Raw genomic sequence first — 19,579 nt, 5'->3', positions numbered from 1 at the left:
GAGGGGATATTGATGGTTGTTAAACAATTATCTGTTTTTCTTGAGAATACGCCTGGTCGCTTAAGGGCTGTAACATCAGTTTTGGCAGAGAACAACATAAATATTAGGGCTTTGACATTAGCAGACACATCAGATTTTGGTGTATTGAGGTTAATTGTGGATAAACCGGAGATGGCAGTAATAATTCTCAAGGAAAAGAACTTTACAGTAAAGCTGGCAGATGTAATAGCAGTTGAGATGGATGATACTCCTGGCGGTCTTGATAATGTTTTAGAAGTTTTGGATGCAAGAGAAGTGAACATAGAGTATATGTATGCCTTTATGGGTGCCAAACCCAAAAAAGCCCTGGTTATTTTTAGAGTTGATAAATTAGAGGAGGCTGTGGAAAGCCTAAAAGCTAAGGGAATACGTCTAATAGTTACCGAGGAAGAGGCAGCAGATTTGATTTATTATTGTTGGGATTAGGCATGATTTTCAGTAATATCTTAAATAATATTGTGATTTAATAAAGAAAACTAAAGTTCAGATGGAGTTTTTACTCCACCTGAACTTTAGTTGCACTTTTCGAAGCTTGGCGGCACTTATCTCCCGCTTATAGAAGCGGGAGTATTAGTAACGCTGCTGAGATAAATCTTTAGGTTAGGAGATGGGGTGAATGTATTTAGCATTCACCCCATCTCCATACTGTGGAGGGTATATTGCAGGATTAATAATAGTTTAACTTAGAAGATATGGAGCAGGGATAATCATAAAATTGTCCTTTGCTTAGAGAAAATTCTTACATTTTAAACTGGACAATTTCATGGTTTTGTGGATGCCCAGCATAAATAAAAATCTTGTTAATTATGGCATATAGTATCACTGCAGAGATAACACCATTGATTGGAACTACTCCAGGGCTGAAGTTTGCAATTAAAGCAGCCAGAACATTTTAATTTTCCTGAAACAGATTATTTATCCCACTTTTATTGCTGAATACCAACATTATCGTTTGCGTCTAGTTCTTTAGGCACTCTAGACCATCCATTGGTGATATATCCCATGATGAGATATACTGCAGTTCCAGCTAAACCAGCTAAAATAGGTGCCTCTACCCAACCCATCTGCAATTTGAATACAAAAAGAACATTACAAAGGAATCCTATAGCCATGGAGGCTAAACAAGTATATATATCCGCTTTAACAAAGGCACGCATGATTATCGGCCCTACAAACGAAGATATTAACCCTCCCGTGCCAATATAGGCGATTTGATTGAGTAATCCTTGAGGAGCCAAGAATGTTAAGAATAGTCCCCAGACACCAATTACCAGTACGCCTATTCGGTTAAACAAATCCCCACGCTTTGAACTTCTATTGGCAACAGATACAAACATATCATAAGACAATGCGGAGGCCAGTGCCTGTAGTACTGAACTGATTGTTGAAAGCATGGCGAATAAGATAAACAGTGAAATAAATCCCCCTAATGCAGGTGGTAAAAATGTATTTAAGAAAACTGGCATGGCGGTGTCAGGATTAGCCAGGCCTGGATTCTTGTAATACATATAAATGCCTACTATGGGAACCAAACTTAAAATGATACCCATAGGTGCCATGATTAAAGCCATGGTATGGACCTTTAAATCTTTTTTAATCGATAGAAAACGCACGGACATGTAAGGTAATGTAGTCGTAAAAAGAAGGGCATAAATAAATACCAGGTATACGCTGAATCTTCCATCACCATAAGGAACAGATGTGGTGGGATTTACAAATTCGCTATTAAATTTACCTATACTTGAAAGTAATTCAATCAAAGGAATATCTTGTACAACTGTAAAATATACAATAATAGACGCAATAAGCATTCCTGCACACATGATTGTATCCGTAATTGCTACCGCTAAAAGTCCTCCTTGCATTGTAAAGGCAATCACAATGGCCATTAATAATAATGCTGCAAGTGTATTGCTGATACCAAGCCACTCAGATGCTACAAGACCAACTGCTCTGATTTGGCCGATGATGTATACGGAAAGAAACACGAAGGTTGCCAGACCTGCAAAAAAATGCACAATTCTCCTCATGTTTTCAGGACCACGATGGGTTACTGCCAGATACTCTGGAACTGTCAGCCCACCATATTGTTCAGCTTGTTTACGCATAAAACCTGCAAACATTAACGTTCCAAGCACAATGGCAGGAGCAAACAAAAAGTTGGCAAACATTTCAATTGTTCCAAAAGCATAGGCTGTTCCAGGGGAACCAATAAAACCCCATCCACTAAAACCTGTTGCCATGATTGTACCAGCACCAATTAAAGGACCTATCTTTTTTGCACCTAATAAAAAGCCTTCATTAGTTTTTTCATTCTTTATCCTTTGTTTGGTCCATGCACCAACGCCCAGTAAAACAACTGCAGCTACAATAAATAAAATCCAATTTAATGTCACTCTGCCTCACCCCTTTTCTTGTTGAGTACTTCCCTATAAAGCCATACAGCAAGTGGTATTGCAATCATAATAACAGAACCGATAATAAATCCGTCCATAGGCCAAGATCCTGTCATGTTAATACCTCCGTTTAATAAATTTACTTTATTGGAATATAAACAAAAGAGCGTAAATCAATATCTTTTGGTTCTTTTGTTTTTATTAACACCTACCTTCAAAAGGGAGCATACAAAATTTTATGAATTTTATGCAAATATGCTTTCCTATGTTTTATTATTGTTGTTGAGTTGTTCTCCTTTAAAACCTTAACCATTATATATAGATCTGTTTTCGAATGTGACTAATGTGAGATCATCAACTTGATTCAGGAAATAATCTGGGTCTTGATCAAAGTATTCACGCAAGTTTTTTGAATATGCTAGATATTCAAAAAACTTTTATCTAAATGACACTCTATAATTACTTTTATTATTCTAGTATCATTGTTCCATGGAAGCTGCCATCCATGGTTCCGTATTGGATTATCTTTATGAGCATAAAATAATCACTATATTTTTAAATTTTAGCCTGAAGCAGTATCTAAATCATTACTTCCTAATAATATTATGCTCGGGGCCAAAGGGGAAGCCTGTAATATTTTCAACCTCTCCATTTTCTTTAATTACAAGGATGTCGTGTTCACGGTATCCCCCAGCTCCGGGCTGTCCCTCGGGAATCATGATCATGGGCTCCATTGAAATTACCATGCCTGGCTCTAATACTGTTTCAATATCTTCACGCAGTTCAAGACCTGCTTCACGGCCATAATAATGGCACAGTACACCGAAAGAATGGCCATAACCAAAAGTACGATAAGGCAGGAGATTATATTTGCTGTAAATTTCATTTAATTCAGCACAAATATCCATACACCTTACACCAGGCTTGATTATCTCAAGTCCACGTTTATGAACCTCCACGTTAATATTCCAGTACTCCAAATGTTTATCAGATACTTCATTCAGGAACATGGTGCGCTCCAAAGCAGTATAATATCCTGCAATCATAGAAAATGAATTATGGCTTAAAATGTCTCCGGGCCTGATTTTTCTAGTGGTAGCCCAGTTATGAGCACCGTCAGTATTAACGCCGGACTGGAACCATATCCAGGTGTCTCTCAATTCAGCATGGGGATAGAGTTTAGCAATCTCACGTGTCATTGCCTGGGTTGCATGCAAAGCAACTTCATATTCAGGGACACCGTCAGCGATAGCTTCAACTGCTGCATACCCGCCAACGTCACAAACGTGAGCACCGTTTTTAATAAGCTCTATTTCTTCTGGTGATTTAATCATACGGTACCTCATAAGTGCTTGTGCAACATCTACCAGTTCAAATTCAGGAAGTGCATCTTGTACCTGGTTGCGAAGCATAATATTCATATGATCTTCTTCAATGCCCATGCGCCCTTTTTTGAGATTGTCATCAGTTAAAATTTTCTTTATTGCATAGAAAAAGTTGTCTCGCCGCCAGTCGGTATAAACAATGTTATCATCATAGCTGCGACGCCAGGGCATACCTCCATCAATATTTGCACTTATGGTTATATGCTTGTTCTGTGTAACGATGAGTCCGTAATTTCTTCCAAAGGCCGTATATAAAAAGTCGCTGTAGTAATTTATGTTATGGTAGGAGGTAAGCAATACGGCATCAATACTGTTTTCGCTCATGTGTTGGCGCAGCTTGGAAACTCTTCGGTCCATCTCTTCTCTTGAAAAAGTTGGTTTGACTTTTTCACCATTTCTTATAATCTTTACTCTTTCCATTTCATTCATCTGGGTCATAATTTTCCCTTCCTTTCTAATGATTAAAATATAGTTAACTATCATTAAAGCAATAAACATGCCAGATGGAATAAAATGCTATCAGGCCTTCATATAAAAGGAGATGCATGTACAATTTAAAAATGAGCAAGCTGCATCAGGATCGAGAAAAGCAAAATTTCTGGCCTTATTTTACATGAAAAAATCAGAAAATAATGATTATTTAAGCGTATAATAAAAAAGCAAAAAAACTGGACGTCCGTCCAGATTCCTTGCTTTTTAAGTAAAAACCATATTTAGATGCCATATTTTTTCACCTTGTAATCCAAACTTTGACGATTTAGACCCAATCTTTTTGCTGCAGCACTGACATTTCCCCTGGTTTCTTCTAGCATGTTTTCAATAATTGTCCTTTCAAAGGAAGCAATGAGTGATTTTAGATTTTGGTTGTGATTAGAGGATGAAGCAATAAGGGTTTCCACTTCCAATGGATCAGATGAATTTATCTGGTCTAAAATAATTGGAGGCAGGTGAATCTGTTTGATGACATTATCACTGCCAATGAGGTTCATGGCATATTCAATTGTATGTTCTAGCTCACGCACATTTCCAGGCCAGTGATAGTTTTTGAAAAGCTCTAAAACATCATTGTCAATCTGTCTAACGTTTCTTTTGAAGGTGTAATTGTATTTCTGAATAAAGTGCTGCACTAACAGGGGCAGATCTTCTTTTCTTTCCCTTAAAGCTGGAAGTTTGATCATAATGACTCCCAATCGGTAGAATAAATCCTTACGCAATAAGTTCCTGTCAATGGCTTCAAGTGGAGGAAGATTTAAGGCACTAATAATCCTTGGGTTGGCAACCCTTTCTTTAGTTTCGCCAACTCTTCTAATCCTGCCGGTTTCAACAGCACGCAATAGTTTTGACTGTAAATTTGTACTCATTGAATTAAGCTCATCTAAAAATAAAGTCCCCTTGCTTGCTTCCTCAAACAATCCGGGCTGATCCACTGCCCCGGTAAAAGCGCCCCTGGCTGTGCCAAATAAAAGTCCCTCTAAAAGATTTTCAGGAACTGCCGCACAGTTTAAGGAAACAATTGGTTCATTGGCATTACTTGTGTTATGGATGCTCTGAACGAATAATTCTTTACCTGTTCCTGTTTCCCCATATACTAAAATAGGAGAATTTGTTTGAGCGGCTTTTTCTGCAATGGCGATGCTCATTTTTATTAAGGGACTTTCGCCAATAATATCATGGAATGAATACTGCTTTATTGTAGGTAAGCATTGCTCGCCCGGGTTTGCAAGTTTTTTGTGAAAATCCAACATTTGCTTGAACTTGGTAATGTTTTTGGTGGTAACGATAACACCAATAAGCTTATTAGCATTATTTAAAATAGGGTAAGCACTGCTGATGGCTGAAACCTGATAGCCTGCCAGAGTAACATAATACTGGTATTTGTCAACAACTGGTTTTTTAGTGTTTAATACCTGAAGGCTGATACTTGAATGCTCATCAAGCTGGTACACCTCAGTAAGATGCTTTCCCAGAACTTGTTCCCGTTTAAGATTATCTAATCGTTCATTAGCGTCATTGAATAAGACAATTTTCCCATTATGGTCTATGACAAATACACAATCATCAATAATATCCAGCATTTTCTGAAAGAATACAGGAAAGAAAATTTCATCAATTTTAGGTAAAGGATTATTCATAAGCCTATCGCCCCAAACGCAGGAAATAATCATATCTTAAAACTTGATTTAAATATACATAATGTACATATAGTATAACAAATTTTAGGAGGTAAGTCTTTATCTTCTTCATGGGCACAAAGTTGAAATGTAAATTTTGCAAGGGTTTTTGGATGATGTAAGCCTGTGCACTTTTTTTCTTTACACCCTGGGCTTAATTGGGTTATGATTTTAATAGAGCTATTTAGACATGGCTTGTGTATTGATGATATTTGAAGTGGGGGACCAAAAGTTGCATATCCTGAAAATAGTTTTAATAAGCTTGGGACATATGGTTACAGATATTTCACAGGGGGCTATTCCCCTGTTTCTTCCTTATTTAAAGGATGCATTTGACCTTAGCTACTTTGCTGTTGGGTTAATACTTCTTTTTAGTTCAATATCATCTTCAATTATACAACCCCTGTTTGGATTTGTAAGTGACCGTTACCAATGTCTATGGATGCTGCCGGCAGGATGCTTCTTGGCCATGACTGGAGTTGCATTAATTGGCTTTGTGCCAAATTATTATCTGCTCCTTGTAGTCGTCACCTTTTCGGGGTTGGGGGTAGCGGCATACCATCCTGAAGCCTCCAAAGCAGTTTTTTATTTAAGTGGAAGCAAAAAGGCAACAGCAATGTCTGTCTTTTCACTTGGAGGAAACTTCGGTTTTGCACTGGGCCCAATTATAGCTGCCTTTTTTTTGGGTGTATACGGGTTACAGGGCAGCGGCGGATTTCTGCCCCTGGGGTTATTAATGGGTGGAGTACTATTTGTTCTGCTGCCCAAGATATCTTTACAAGTAGCCGAAAATAAAGAGATGCATACCAATGGAAAGAAAAATGCTGCCGGGGCTAGATTTATAATTACTCTTCCCATTGTTTTGCTGATGCTAATAGTTACCATTCGTTCATGGGTGCATATGGGATTGATGATGAACATACCTTTGTATTATATTGATTATCTGCAGATGGATACAGCCTTTGGCAGCTCTCTTTTAACTATTTTTTTAATGCTTGGGGCAGTAGGAACTTTGCTGGGAGGGCCTCTAGCTGATAGGCTAGGGTTAAAGGCCATTCTCTACTTTTCCTTTATTTCAGCAGTCCCCCTTATGTACTTTCTCTTTAATTCTAGTGGTATTTTCACATTTATATGGACCGGACTTATAGGAGCAAGTATTATCTGTACTTTTTCAGTTACCACAGTATATGCACAAAAGCTAATGCCTGAAAATATTGGCCTGGCTTCTGGTTTGGTGCTGGGCTTTGCTATTGGTACCGGGGGAATTGGCACAACCCTTTTGGGCTTAATTGCAGATAATTTTGGGCTAATGATGGCAATTAACATTTTAATTATCTTGCCCCTTATAGGAGTTGCATTAATTAAGCTCCTGCCGCCTCCAGATGAAGCCAGTGAAGAGGCTTAAAGGGTATGGGATGCAGCATGAGGGGAATTGAGGAATAACTTTCGTGATAAATAAGGAGATGTCAAGATGAAGGAAGGAATTCAGCCTGCCAAGGCAGCTTTATGGACAAAGGATTTTTGCTTAATATGCCTGGCCAACCTTTTATTATTTGCAGGCTTTCAAATTCTGATGCCAACCCTGCCCCTTTATGTAGAAACCCTTGGTGGGGGCAGGATAGCCGTTGGTATTGTTGGTGGAATTTTTGCCATATCTGCAATTATTGTCAGGCCTATAGCAGGTAAGCTCCTGGACCAGGGCAGCAGAAAAAATATATTTATAATAGGACTTTTTATTTCGTTGATAGCTATCATTGGCTATCAATGGGCAGGTGGGTTGGTACTTCTGTTGATATTTAGATTGATTCACGGAATAGGCTTTGGAATGGCTACTACCTCAGCTGGAACCATTGCTACTGACCTGATACCTTCAAAGAGATTAGGTGAGGGCATGGGGTACTATGGTCTTACAAATTCCTTTTCAATGGCAGTAGCCCCGGCAATAGGCCTGTTGGTGCTATTTAATTCAAACTTTAGTATTCTTTTTCTAGTGTCTGCTGTGCTAAGCATCCTGGCCCTGCTTACCAGCTATACCATAACCTGTCCTGACTTTGAAAGGGCTGATAGAAACAGGGAGTACAAGTACCTTGAACCAGCAGCTTTTTTGCCCAGCCTTGTTATGCTATTTACCATCATGCCATTTGGTGCAGTAGTATCATTTATTTCTTTATATTCTATTGAAAGGGGTATAGATAATATAGGGTTTTTCTTTACAGCATACGCCCTGGCCCTGGCAGTTACCAGACCCTCAAGTGGTATCCTGGCAGACAAATATGGGTACCGTAGGGTTGTAGTGCCTGGAACCCTTTGTATGGCTGTAGCCATGTACCTTATCAGCATTGCAGCAAATCCTTTTTTATTTGCAGCTGCTGCAGTTGTTTTTGGACTGGGAATAGGTTTTGTTATGCCCAGCATGCAGGCTCTTACTGTTAGAAATGTTCCCCCAAACAGACGGGGTGCAGCCAATGGAACCTTTTTTTCCTCCTTTGATATAGGTATTGGATTAGGCTCTTTAATCTGGGGAATTACTGCCCACTACTTTGGCTACTCGTTTATGTATACCATGACCATAATACCCATAATAATAGGCCTTGCCATCTTTCTAAAATATTATAAAAAGGCATGAATAAGGTATGCATAAGATATGAATACAGAAAAGACTGCTTGGCTTTTGCAGCTAAACAGTCTTTTAATATTTAATGCCTTGGTGAAAAGGTTGCACAGTCTGTATTATCAGTATTCCTGGCATTTGGGCCCTGAATTTCAATAGCTGAAGCTACACAGCGGTCTCCGCTTTCATAGTATTGACAAGTATTAACTACACACTTAACCCTACCTATTGGGTTTGATTTATCAACACGACCTTGCATGTTAGTAATCTCTCCTTTCGTATTAATTTAAAGCTATTCTCTAGCATTATCTAAAAAATTTGCCTACTGAAACCTGGTTGGGCTGCCGTATGGCTGCTGCTGTTGCTGCTGCCACTGGCTTCCCATATGTGGTGAAGGCATTTGCTGCATGGGTTGATTAAAGAAGGACTGAACCCTTCTAATATCCGAATGATCAGCAGGTACTGAAGGCATGTACCAGCCTTTACTCTGGGCTATTTGAGCAATTTCCTGCTGTGATTGTTCGCAGCGATTTCTCATTTGGATAATTGTATTTTTTAGTGAGGGGTTTGAACACTCCATAGCTGCTTTAGTAAGCTCACTAATAAACGCCTTTTTTGATTCTAATGCATCCATTGCCATGTCCTTATCTGTTAGCATTTAATAACACCTCCTAATTTAAAAATTGTTTTAAGGTTTGTAGAGCATGTGCTTCTGTTTGAGCAGATGAACTAAAAAAGTTTTTCAACTGGGGGTCATTGCATTGCTGGGCATAGGTTTGGCATTTAGCCACCCTTACTGTGAGGTCACCAATAAAGTGCCTCAAGGTTTCCAATTCCATATTTGAGATATGTGACATTTGTTCACCTCCTAATATAAAAATCATCCTTTACAAGAGTTATTATGCCCAAAAAATTTAAATTAATAAAAAAACATCTCTTTAAAAAGAGATGTTTGTAAATAGTTAAATTATTTTTTATCCCCTGGGGCAAAGCATGAGATAAATATTAAGTCATGTTTTGTTTCATTTCTTAACCCATGGGTAACTCCAAGGGGGATATTAACTGCATGCCCGGGAGCTGTTTTTTCCTCCAAGTCTCCCTTGATCATTACTCCCTCACCTTCTAGAAAATAAAAGAATTCAAGGGTTTCATGGGTATGAGGTGGGATCATCCCGCCTGGCTCTACTTTCATTAAAGATGTCCTTAGGTTTAGATCATCAGCTGTTGTTAAAAGAGGCTTAAGGTATGTTTTTACACACTTGGTATTGGGGTGGGGCTGCCATTCCACATTTTTAATATCAACAGTTTTTACCATTTATTTTCCCTCCTGTATGTATGTTTCCCATAACATTTATTTACGTTTATTATACCAAAGGCCAGATATTATTGGTAATTAAAAAGGTAAAAAAATAGTATTATCAGTAAATACTAATAGAACAAAGGAACAATAAAATTAGGGAGGATACTATTTTGGATATCTATAGAACAAATTTCAGGCCAACAGATTATATCAGATCCACTGAAAACCAACATGTTTCTCTAGAATTTGCTGGAAAAATTAAAAAAATACCTGGGGATGAGCTTAAGAGCATGGCCTTGTACCTGCAGGCTGCCTATGCAATTGCCAGTAACACCTATTCTCTAGATTACTTGGGTCGCCCAGAGGATATGCAGCATCAACTGATTTGTCATGCAATCCATGAAATGCGGCATATAGAAATTATTGGAATAATCCTATGCAAAACTGGTCACAACCCCCAACTTAAAACCACTGGTTTTGAGCTTTCAAAAAGCTACAAAGAGTTGTTCACCATGATTTTCCAGAGCGAACAGGCTGGCATCGAAAGCCTTTCAGAGATGGTGGATATTACAAATGATAAGGAAATTAAGTTAATACTGTTAAATCAAATAAGAGAAGAACAGGACCACCTGGATATGGTAAAGCAAATGTCGCAGATTTTAGAGAAGGCTGGGCTAATGGATACCCTCCTTCCCTTACCCCAGGGGGCTGGGCCTGTTGCCTATGACATTAATATGTTACAAGATGCCTTTGAATTGGAGATTCCATCAATAGTGACCCTCATTTATGGTTCAATTCACCTGGGGATGGATATGTCTGTAGCCCCCAGGCTGAGGGTCCTGTCAATAGAAGACATGCAGCATTTGAATAGGATTGCCCAGGATATAATAACCCTTGGTGGAAGACCAGTAGTTACCCATGAAAGCTTAAATAAAGGACCCATGTTAGTCGATACTGCTCAGATTATAAATCATGCAATTGAGAACAAGCAGCAGAAAATAAAACAATATAATCAGTTTAGTCAGATGTTAAAATCTAAAGGTGCAGCAAGGACATTATTAGATATATCTGTAAAGGAAAGGGAAAGCATAAGGGTTTTAGAAGGAATTTCCAATTCATTGGCAAAGATAGAACCGGTACATTAATGAAATTTAACATTATATGCAGGAGTTTTGCTGTGGATATGGAAAATTTATCAATAGGCAAGCCAAGGACTTAATAGGCAAAGGGAGGGGTGAACTATGCACCTAAAAAAAGAAATAGCTACAGTCAATACATCTGCAACAATAATTCTTGGCTTTTTACTAATGCTCACGGGGTTAGCTTCTCCCTGGTTGTTTCAAAGATGGATGCCAGCTGGGTCTCCACATATGTATTCCTATAGTGCACTATTTGTTGCAGGTTCTTTAGGTATTGGGGCGGGACTATTTTTTCACGAGTACTACAGGCATCTTATGTCAAAACTGCTGGGTTTAGATAGCATTTTAATAAAAAATTTTGGGATAAAAGCAGTAGTTACAAACTATATAGTTAAATGGCAGGCTATTAGCATAACCCTGGCACCCTTTACGGATTTAACTTTAATAGCACTTTTAATCATGGCTTTAACTAAATCCTGGCTTGTAACAACAGGAGTGATAACCTTTTTAACAATTAACTTAATGCTATCTGCAAGGGATATAATTACCTGTCTCTTAATCTATAAATATGCAGGTTCAACAGATGCCATTTTATTTACCCAAGAAGGATTTCAAGTTTGGACAGTAAAAAGTAGTGATTAGAATGATTAAAGGAGACAGGTTGCTGTCTCCTTTAAAAGTTATTTTTGCTTTTGGCTGTAATAGGAAACGGATTGCTGGAACTGCTGTGGGTCATATGATGCGCTTCCATAGCCTTGTGTACCATAAAGCTGGCTGCCAAAACCTTGGCTTCCATAGGTCTGCTCATTGTGCAGCTGGCTCACAGTCTGTTGGAATTGCTGTGGGCTGTAACTGGCTTGAGAACCTAGTCCCTGCATTCCATAGCCTTGTGTGCCATAGCCAAAGCTGCCAAAGCCCTGACCACTTTCATACTGGTTAACAGTCTGCTGGAATTGCTGAGGATCGTAACTAGCTTGAGAACCTAGCCCCTGTGTGCCATAGCCCTGTGTGCCATAGCCAAAGCTGCCAAAGCCCTGGCCGCTTTCATACTGGTTAACAGTCTGCTGGAACTGCTGTGGATTGTAACTAGCCTGGGAACCACCATAGCTTTGAGTACCAAAGCCCTGTGATCCATAACCCTGCATGCCTTGTCCAGTCTGGCTTTCATACCTCTGAACGGTCTGCTGGAAACGCTGTGGATTGTAACTAGCCTGGGAACCCTGGCCAGATTGGCCATAACCCATGGTATACTGTTGTCCACCTGTTCCCATAGTAATCTGACCCATGGGAGATTGCTGAATCATTGAGCTAACCTGCTGAATATCCTGAGATGCCTGCTGGGCCAGCTGCTGGAGCTGCTGCAGCTGTTGAGCAACAGTTCCTTCCTTTTGCGAAAGCTGCTGCAACTGCTGTTGGTTTTGCTGCTCTGACTGCTGAATCTGTTGTGCAATTCTGCTGATAGAGTTTAGTTCCTGTTGACACTGTTGTACTTTGCTTTGAATTTGATTATGATTCAAAGTTTCACCTCCTAAAAATTTTTAAAGTAAATGGTTATTACCATCTGAAAATTATTCTGTCCCAGGAGAAAAAAATAATACCTAATTTAGGCATGTAAAAATAAGGAAAGAGATTCTGCCCCAAAAAGTAGAACTTATCACGTATAAGTAGTGTATAGGAAAATCTTTCATATGCTAATTTGCAGGTAATGAACAAGTGAAGGGAGAAATCATAGGTATCTTAAACATAGAGGGTGTTATACAAATGAGTTCCCATAATAACTGTGCAATATATAAGGCTCAAAATGGAAACGAGGTAGAAAGGGAAGCCCTGCTTCTTAAAAATATGGAATTTGTAAAAAGAGTGGGCAGCAAGGTATGTGGTAGACGACTTGATAATCATGACGATGAAATGAGTATTTGCTTAATAGCTTTTAACCAGGCCCTGGATAGCTACAAGCACGAAACAAATGTCCCATTTAAAAGCTATGCCTCAGTAGTGATCAGGAATAAGCTAATAGATTATATGAGAAAGGAAAATAGACACAGGCACCTTCCTTTGGAAATAAACAGTGATAGCTTTGAGGAAGATACATATAGTCCAGCAGAGATTCGAGAAGCGGTAAAGATATTTCAAATCCAATCAGATGAAGCTATAAGAAAGCAAGAAATAATCCAATTTGGGGATGTACTTAAAAGGTTTGATATTTCATGGGATGATTTAATTAAGCATTGTCCAAAGCATCAAAGGAAAAGGAGCTTATGCCTTAAAGCAGCAGCTATCCTTGCTAATGATAATGACCTTTGGGAATATTTCTGGCGGAATAAGATGCTGCCGATTAAAAGATTGACAGAGGAATTAGATGTCAGCAGAAAAACTGTAGAGCGCAGCCGCAAATACATTGCAGCTACTTCTGTTTTGATACGGTTTAAAGAAGAGTTTAATTTGCTATATGCATACATAAAGGATGAACTGGAAGGGGGTGACATAGCGTGAGAAGAAAAGACAAGGGTCTAGTTACTAGCATTCAAGGCAGAAAAGCAGTAGTCATGACAAAAAGGGGTGAGTTTTTAAAGGTTAGTTTGCCCCATGGGGCAGACATTGGCAGTGAAATTGAATTTTCCCGAAAGCCCAATTTCCTGCCATTGGTTGCGGGTATTATTTTAATATTATTTTTTAGTTGGACTGTAATGAATAACACAAATCCAGCAATTGCAGCCTATATGACCCTGGATGTGAATTCAGGAATTGAACTGGCACTGGATAAAAATTTAAATGTAGTATCTGTAAAGGCTACAGATGAGGCAGGAAAAGAATTTGTCGGCAGTTTAAAAATAAAAGGAGTGCAGGTAAAAGAGGCTGTAGAAATAATTTTGGATGAAGCTGTCAATCAGAGGTTTTTGAACAAAGAGCAGAAGGGACATACAGAAGTTATCCTGGCTACCGTTACTGCTAATAATTCAAAGGTATCCATAGATGAAGAAGAAGTAAGGAAGTGGGTATCAGAAAAACTGCACAAGCATGAACTTCCAAGTGACGTGCTGGTTCATGCTGTTTCCAAGGAAGATCGCAAAATGGCCCAGGAGCAGAGAATATCCCCGGCAAAATACATAATAATCAAGAAAATTGAAGCAAAAGGCATTGTGGTAGCCCATACCCAAAAAGAATTATCAGAAATAAATGTTCGAGACCTGGTTATGATAATGAATGATAAGAAAGCACCAGATAAAGATGAAGCACCAGATAAAGATAATATTAAGCAAGAAGAGCTTGTTTTAGAGGAATTGGAGGAAAAAGAAGAGGAAGCTCTTGGAGAAGGCCTTGATGATGAAAAGAATAAGGACAAAAGGGAGATAAAAGAAATTAAGGGCAATAAAGGACCTGAGGATAAACCAAATAAAAGTGATAATACTGAAGCCATGGAGGGAATGCCTCCCAATAAGCCAGAAACTCCTGGCCACGGTAATTCAAGAAAACCAACTGCTCCAGGAAATCCTAACAATAACCAGGACTTTAACTACCAGGAAAATAATGATGTTTTGAATAATAAAAATATGGATTTTCATGATGCTGGCGATATAGTCTAGCATTTATGAAGAGAATATTTTTTTACTAAAAATACAGAAAATAAAAAAAAGTATCATATTCTGCAGGAGAAAACAGTATTTTACCGAGGAGATTCAAATTTTACAAAGAATAATTAAAGATATAGTTGGGCACTACATATATTAAAGACATGTGCCCAAGCAAAACATATAGAAAAAATATTTTAAGGGGGTAAGATGTAAATGCCAAACTTTGAAGAGCTATCAAATGCAGTGATTAGCGGTAATGAGGCAAAAGTTAAGGAACTTACTAAAAGCTTAGTTGATCAGGGTGTAGATCCATTAGAAATTATTAACCAGGGTTTAGTTGCAGGAATGACTGTTGTTGGCATAAGATTTAAGGCCGGAGACATGTTTGTCCCTGAAGTTTTAATGGCAGCTAGATCCATGCACGGTGGAATGGACATTGTTAAGCCATTAATAGCAGATGCTGATGTTCCAACTAAAGGCAAGGTTATAATAGGAACAGTTAAAGGTGACCTGCACGACATTGGCAAGAACCTGGTTGGTATGATGATGGAGAGTGCTGGATACCAGGTAGTTAACCTGGGAGTAGATGTTACTCCTGAAAAATTTGTAGAAGCTGTTAAAGAACACAATCCTCATTTTGTAGCCATGTCAGCTTTGTTAACAACTACCATGTTATCTATGAAAGATACAATTGAAGTATTAAAAGAAGAAGGTTTAAGAGACAAGGTTAAGTGCATAATTGGTGGAGCGCCCGTTTCTCAGGAGTTTGCAGATGAAATTGGTGCAGACGGATATGCTCCAGATGCAGCATCTGCAACCGAACTCTGCGACAAGTTGCAAGCTTAAAGAAGGGACCAATGGGAAATTCCCGTTGGTTCTTTAATAAAAAGAATTGTGTGGAGGTAATATAATGCTAATAGTAGGTGAATTAATTAATACCAGCAGAAAGGATATTAAACCTGCAGTTGAAAGCAAAGACGCAGCATATATCCAAAAAATTGCTAAAGAGCAAGTTGAGGCTGGTGCAAACTATGTTGACGTAAACTGTGGTACTCAAGTATTTAATGAGCCAGAGGTTATGGAATGGCTTGTTAAGACAGTTCAAGAAGCAGTAGACGCTCCTTTATGTATTGACAGCCCAAACCCAAAGGCATTAGAGGTTGGACTAGCTTTAACTAAAACTAAGAAGCCTATGGTTAACTCAATAACTGCAGAAAAAGAAAGATTTGAAGTAATATTACCTTTAGTACAAAAGTATAATGCTAAAGTAGTAGCTCTATGTATGGATGACTCTGGCATGCCAGAAACAGCAGAGGACAGAATAGTTATTGTTGATAAATTAATTAAGGATCTAACAAGCAATGGAGTAGCTGAAGACGATATTTATCTTGACCCTCTAGTAAAACCTGTAAGTACAGGTGACAAGGCTGGCTTGGAAGTTCTTGAAACTGTTAGATACATCAGAGAAAATTATCCAAAGGTCCACGCAATTTGTGGTTTAAGTAACATTTCCTACGGATTGCCTAACAGAAAAATATTAAATCAAACATTTATGATTCAAACAATGACCATGGGTATGGATGCTTACATTCTTAACCCACTTGACAAGAAGATGATGGGCTTCATATATTCATCCATGGCAACTCTAGGTCAAGACCCATTCTGTGGAAAATATTTAACTGCCCATAGAAATGGTTTGTATGAAGAATAAAATTTAGAATAAGCGGAGGGACTAACTTTGAAATCATTCCAGATTACTGTACTTCCTGAAAACAGGAAGCTTCAAGTAGCAGAGGAAAAATCCCTTCACTCAGCTTTATTAGACGCAGGAATTGAAATAGAAGGTTCCTGTGGAGGAAAAGGCACCTGCGGCAAGTGTAAGATTAAAGTCTTAGATGGAAAGAAGGCTTTAGCTAGAGCAGCAGGCAAGAAGCTTTCAAAGGAAGAAATTGAGGCAGGCTGGAGATTAGCCTGCCTTATTCCTATTGAAGAGCATCTATCAATTCTACTGCCTCAAAAAGCTGAGGAAGGTGACAGGAAAACCGGCTTAAGTGGTAAGGACTATTATGAAGTATCCACCAGGTTAAAGAAGGTTAATATTGTTATTGATAAGCCAAACCTTGAGGATCAAAGGTCAGATGTTAATCGAATTATGTCAGCTCTGGGCGAGGATGATCTTGATGTGTCTTTGCAGGTAATAGAAAAAGCACCTGATATAATTCGCCAATCAAAGTATAATATTACAGTTACGCTTTATGATAAAAAGATAATTGACATTGAACAAGGGGATACTTCAAAGGAGATATATGGTGTTGCCTTTGATATTGGCACCACTACTGTTGTTGGCTCCTTAATAAACCTTATTACTGGGAAGGTTATAGCTGCCCATGCAGAGGCAAATGGTCAGAGAAGCTTTGGGGCAGATGTTATAGCAAGGATAACTTATGTGTCCGAGAACGAAAAGGGTTTAGAGGTTTTAAAAAGCAAAGTAATAGAAACATTAAACAGTATAGTCAATAATCTAACGACTAATGCCAGGATCAATAAAGAAAACATATATAGTGTGGCTACAGTTGGCAATACTGTTATGCAGCATCTCCTTGTGGGTTCAGACCCAACTAATATTGCCATGTCTCCCTATATACCTGTTTTCCAGAACTCACTTAAACTAAGAGCCCATTCATTAGGAATTAATGCAAATAGAGAGGCTGTTTTGTATACTACTCCTAATGTAGCAGGTTATGTGGGTGCTGATACTGTCGGGGTTGTCCTGGCCACTTTTTTAGAAAAAAGTGAGGACATTTTGTTGGCTGTAGATATTGGGACAAATGGAGAAATAGTCCTGGGGAACAGGGAAAGGTTATTAGCCTGCTCAGCAGCAGCCGGCCCAGCCTTTGAAGGTGCCCAGATCAAGCAAGGCATGAGGGCAGCTGATGGTGCTATAGAAAAGGTAGAGATTACAGATGACGTATATATTGAAGTTATAGGAGATGCAAAACCCATAGGTATTTGTGGTTCCGGCCTTGTGGATGCTGTTGCCGAGCTAGTAAATGTTGGTATAATTCATAAAGGAGGAAGAATACTTCCGCCAGACGAAGTGCCCCATTTGCCAGCAACATTAAAAAGTAGAATTGTCGAGGGTCAACATGGTTTTGATTTTGTCCTGTATAAAGCTGAGCATGCAATGGAGAATGTGGTTTTAACACAAAAGGATGTTAGAGAATTGCAGCTTGCTAAGGGTGCAATTTATGCAGGCATTAAGATTTTGACCAAGGAGTTAGGTATTGAATTTAAGGATATTAGCCGTGTATTGCTGGCCGGGGCCTTTGGTAATTATATACAGGTGAAAAGCGCTAAAACAATAAACCTGCTGCCTTATGAGCTTGACATTGAACAGGTGGGAAATGCAGCTGGAATTGGCTCCAGGATGGTCCTGGCGTCTGATAAAGAAAAAGAAAGGGCAGATTATATTGCTGACAAAATCAGGTATATAGAATTGTCAAGCAGACCTGATTTTCAGGATGAATTTATGATGGCCATGGGTTTTGGGCAGTAGAAGCTGTGGTAAGGTTTCATAAAAAGAAGGAAAATTGCAAGAAATATAGAATGCTATAATGGGTAACATAAAGTTAGTGGAAAGTCACCAGTAGAAAGGGAGATATTGCCCATGCTGCATTCTATAGAATTAAGAAGTCTTATAGGAGAAGAAATTCTCCAAAAAATATTAAGCTCTTTTAAAAAAGCCACAGGATTAAGGGCCGTAATTGTAAACGTCAAGGGTGAAGGGCGCATTGTTCCGACGGAATTTCCTGAAGATTGTAAATTGTGCCAGATTGTACGAGGATCGGCAAAAGGCCTTGAAAAATGTCAAAGATCTTATGAGCGAGCAGGTAAAGAGGCCGCAAAATATGGTGAACCATATATATTTCGCTGCCACGCAGGTCTGGTAGGTTGGGCTGCACCATTAATGCTGGAGGATAAGTATTTAGGGGCAATTATTTGTGCCCAGGTGCTGATGTGGGAGCCTGAGGACTACTTTCTTGAAGAGATTAAAGAAATGTGCTTGGGGTTAGGCGTGGATTTAGGCGAATTAACAGAGGCAACAAAATCTTTAGCGGTAGTTTCTCCCCAAATGGTTCAGGGAGCTGCAGACCTATTATTTGTTGTAGCAAATCACCTGATGAAAACAAGTCTTATCACACTTCAGCAGCGAAAGGAAATAAGTGAACAGCAGGCACGCCTTGGGGAAGAAATGTTTGCCAGGAAGCAGCTGGAAGAAGCCTTTAAAAAGATAGAGACCCGTTCAAATAGAGTTTATGCCCTTGAAAAGGAGCAGGAGCTTGTTACAAAGGTTCGAAATGGTGATTGGGATGGCACCTACAGGGTTTTAAATGAATTGCTGGCAGATATACTGCAAAAGTACCCTGGTGATATCCAGGAGATAAAGACTAGGGCGTTAGAATTGCTGGTAGTCATGTCAAGGGCAGCTGTAGAGGGTGGAGCTAACCTAAAAAGTCTGCTCAGTCTGAATTCAAGATACATTGATGAAATGATGAGGCTGGATAACATTGAAGATCTCTGCTTGTGGCTTTTAAAAATCACTCAAAAGTTTGTAGATAGTGTAGATGATGGTGATGATATAAAAAATCTTCAGGTTATTCAGAAGGCAGCCGAGTATATGAAAGCTAACTTCATTGAAAAACTCACTATAGATGACATTTCCCAGGCTGTATATCTCAGTCCATGTTATCTAAGTAAAATTTTCAAGCAGGAGCTGGGATGTACAATCATGGAGTTCTTAATAAAAATCAGAATTGAAGAAGCTAAAAAACTGTTGAAGAATCCAAAGTACAACATAATGCAGGTTGCCAATGAAATTGGGTTTGAAGATCCCAGCTACTTTACCAAGGTGTTTAAGAGGAGTGAAGGAGTTACTCCCAGTCAATATAAGAGGAAAGCTTTATAA

At 38.9% G+C, this 19,579-nt stretch carries 19 protein-coding genes; 11 read left to right on the top strand and 8 right to left on the bottom strand.

Features of this window, described 5'->3' with window-relative positions:
- The first annotated feature begins 12 nt into the window (after positions 1-12).
- Positions 13-465 (top strand): ACT domain-containing protein, encoded by a 453-nt coding sequence (locus K364_RS0101750; RefSeq protein WP_028306592.1) that lies wholly within the window; start codon positions 13-15, stop codon positions 463-465.
- A gap of 500 nt (positions 466-965) precedes the next feature.
- Here the strand turns inward: K364_RS0101750 and K364_RS22495 are convergent, their stop codons facing one another.
- The 3 genes from K364_RS22495 to K364_RS0101730 all read right to left on the bottom strand — a co-directional run bounded on the left by K364_RS22495 (position 966) and on the right by K364_RS0101730 (position 5,952).
- Entirely contained in the window at positions 966-2,435 is a 1,470-nt protein-coding gene (locus K364_RS22495) for a sodium:solute symporter family protein (protein WP_035267538.1), read from the bottom strand.
- Between the two features lie 587 nt (positions 2,436-3,022).
- A complete protein-coding gene (locus K364_RS0101735; RefSeq protein WP_242841629.1) occupies positions 3,023-4,258 on the bottom strand; it encodes a M24 family metallopeptidase in 1,236 nt (411 codons plus the stop codon).
- A 275-nt stretch (positions 4,259-4,533) separates the two neighbouring features.
- Positions 4,534-5,952, bottom strand: a complete 1,419-nt coding sequence (locus K364_RS0101730; RefSeq protein WP_051533743.1) for a sigma-54 interaction domain-containing protein — start codon at positions 5,950-5,952, stop codon at positions 4,534-4,536.
- A 271-nt stretch (positions 5,953-6,223) separates the two neighbouring features.
- On the opposite strand from K364_RS0101730, the gene K364_RS0101725 reads away from it, so the two are divergent.
- Positions 6,224-7,396 (top strand): MFS transporter, encoded by a 1,173-nt coding sequence (locus K364_RS0101725; protein ID WP_028306589.1) that lies wholly within the window; start codon positions 6,224-6,226, stop codon positions 7,394-7,396.
- Positions 7,397-7,462: 66 nt separating this feature from the next.
- On the top strand, positions 7,463-8,617 hold the full coding sequence (locus tag K364_RS0101720; protein WP_028306588.1) for an MFS transporter: 1,155 nt from the start codon (positions 7,463-7,465) through the stop codon (positions 8,615-8,617).
- Between the two features lie 70 nt (positions 8,618-8,687).
- Here K364_RS0101720 and K364_RS26005 read toward each other — a convergent pair whose 3' ends face one another.
- The 4 genes from K364_RS26005 to K364_RS22485 form a co-directional block, all read right to left on the bottom strand.
- On the bottom strand, positions 8,688-8,861 hold the full coding sequence (locus K364_RS26005; protein WP_084295438.1) for a DUF1540 domain-containing protein: 174 nt from the start codon (positions 8,859-8,861) through the stop codon (positions 8,688-8,690).
- 63 nt (positions 8,862-8,924) lie between these two features.
- Entirely contained in the window at positions 8,925-9,260 is a 336-nt protein-coding gene (locus K364_RS22490) for a spore coat protein (RefSeq protein WP_051533742.1), read from the bottom strand.
- A gap of 13 nt (positions 9,261-9,273) precedes the next feature.
- Positions 9,274-9,459, bottom strand: a complete 186-nt coding sequence (locus K364_RS0101705) for a hypothetical protein (protein ID WP_028306587.1) — start codon at positions 9,457-9,459, stop codon at positions 9,274-9,276.
- 110 nt (positions 9,460-9,569) lie between these two features.
- Entirely contained in the window at positions 9,570-9,917 is a 348-nt protein-coding gene (locus K364_RS22485) for a cupin domain-containing protein (protein WP_035267534.1), read from the bottom strand.
- 155 nt (positions 9,918-10,072) lie between these two features.
- Here K364_RS22485 and K364_RS0101695 point away from each other — a divergent pair, with 155 nt between their 5' ends.
- Positions 10,073-11,047 (top strand): ferritin-like domain-containing protein, encoded by a 975-nt coding sequence (locus K364_RS0101695; RefSeq protein ID WP_028306586.1) that lies wholly within the window; start codon positions 10,073-10,075, stop codon positions 11,045-11,047.
- A 96-nt stretch (positions 11,048-11,143) separates the two neighbouring features.
- On the top strand, positions 11,144-11,683 hold the full coding sequence (locus tag K364_RS0101690; protein ID WP_028306585.1) for a metalloprotease family protein: 540 nt from the start codon (positions 11,144-11,146) through the stop codon (positions 11,681-11,683).
- 38 nt (positions 11,684-11,721) lie between these two features.
- Here K364_RS0101690 and K364_RS27035 read toward each other — a convergent pair whose 3' ends face one another.
- A complete protein-coding gene (locus K364_RS27035; protein WP_028306584.1) occupies positions 11,722-12,558 on the bottom strand; it encodes a hypothetical protein in 837 nt (278 codons plus the stop codon).
- A 244-nt stretch (positions 12,559-12,802) separates the two neighbouring features.
- Between K364_RS27035 and K364_RS0101680 the strand changes: the two genes are divergently transcribed.
- From K364_RS0101680 to K364_RS0101655, 6 genes are all read left to right on the top strand, one after another.
- A complete protein-coding gene (locus K364_RS0101680; RefSeq protein WP_156946376.1) occupies positions 12,803-13,534 on the top strand; it encodes a sigma-70 family RNA polymerase sigma factor in 732 nt (243 codons plus the stop codon).
- Positions 13,531-14,625, top strand: coding sequence for an anti-sigma factor domain-containing protein (locus K364_RS0101675; protein ID WP_028306582.1), 1,095 nt, complete (start codon positions 13,531-13,533; stop codon positions 14,623-14,625). The genes K364_RS0101680 and K364_RS0101675 overlap by 4 nt, the downstream gene beginning before the upstream one ends.
- 201 nt (positions 14,626-14,826) lie before the next feature.
- Positions 14,827-15,459: a corrinoid protein gene (locus K364_RS0101670; RefSeq protein WP_028306581.1), complete on the top strand. Its 633-nt coding sequence runs from the start codon at positions 14,827-14,829 to the stop codon at positions 15,457-15,459.
- Positions 15,460-15,523: 64 nt separating this feature from the next.
- Complete coding sequence (locus K364_RS0101665) at positions 15,524-16,324, top strand: methyltetrahydrofolate cobalamin methyltransferase (RefSeq protein WP_028306580.1); 801 nt, start codon at positions 15,524-15,526, stop codon at positions 16,322-16,324.
- Between the two features lie 27 nt (positions 16,325-16,351).
- Positions 16,352-18,169: an ASKHA domain-containing protein gene (locus tag K364_RS0101660; RefSeq protein WP_028306579.1), complete on the top strand. Its 1,818-nt coding sequence runs from the start codon at positions 16,352-16,354 to the stop codon at positions 18,167-18,169.
- 111 nt (positions 18,170-18,280) lie between these two features.
- A complete protein-coding gene (locus tag K364_RS0101655) occupies positions 18,281-19,579 on the top strand; it encodes a PocR ligand-binding domain-containing protein (RefSeq protein WP_028306578.1) in 1,299 nt (432 codons plus the stop codon).

Source organism: Desulfitibacter alkalitolerans DSM 16504 (assembly GCF_000620305.1).
Lineage (GTDB): Bacteria > Bacillota > DSM-16504 > Desulfitibacterales > Desulfitibacteraceae > Desulfitibacter > Desulfitibacter alkalitolerans.
The sequence above is the reverse complement of the archived record's forward strand: the minus strand, read 5'-3'. Positions and strand labels throughout refer to the sequence as shown.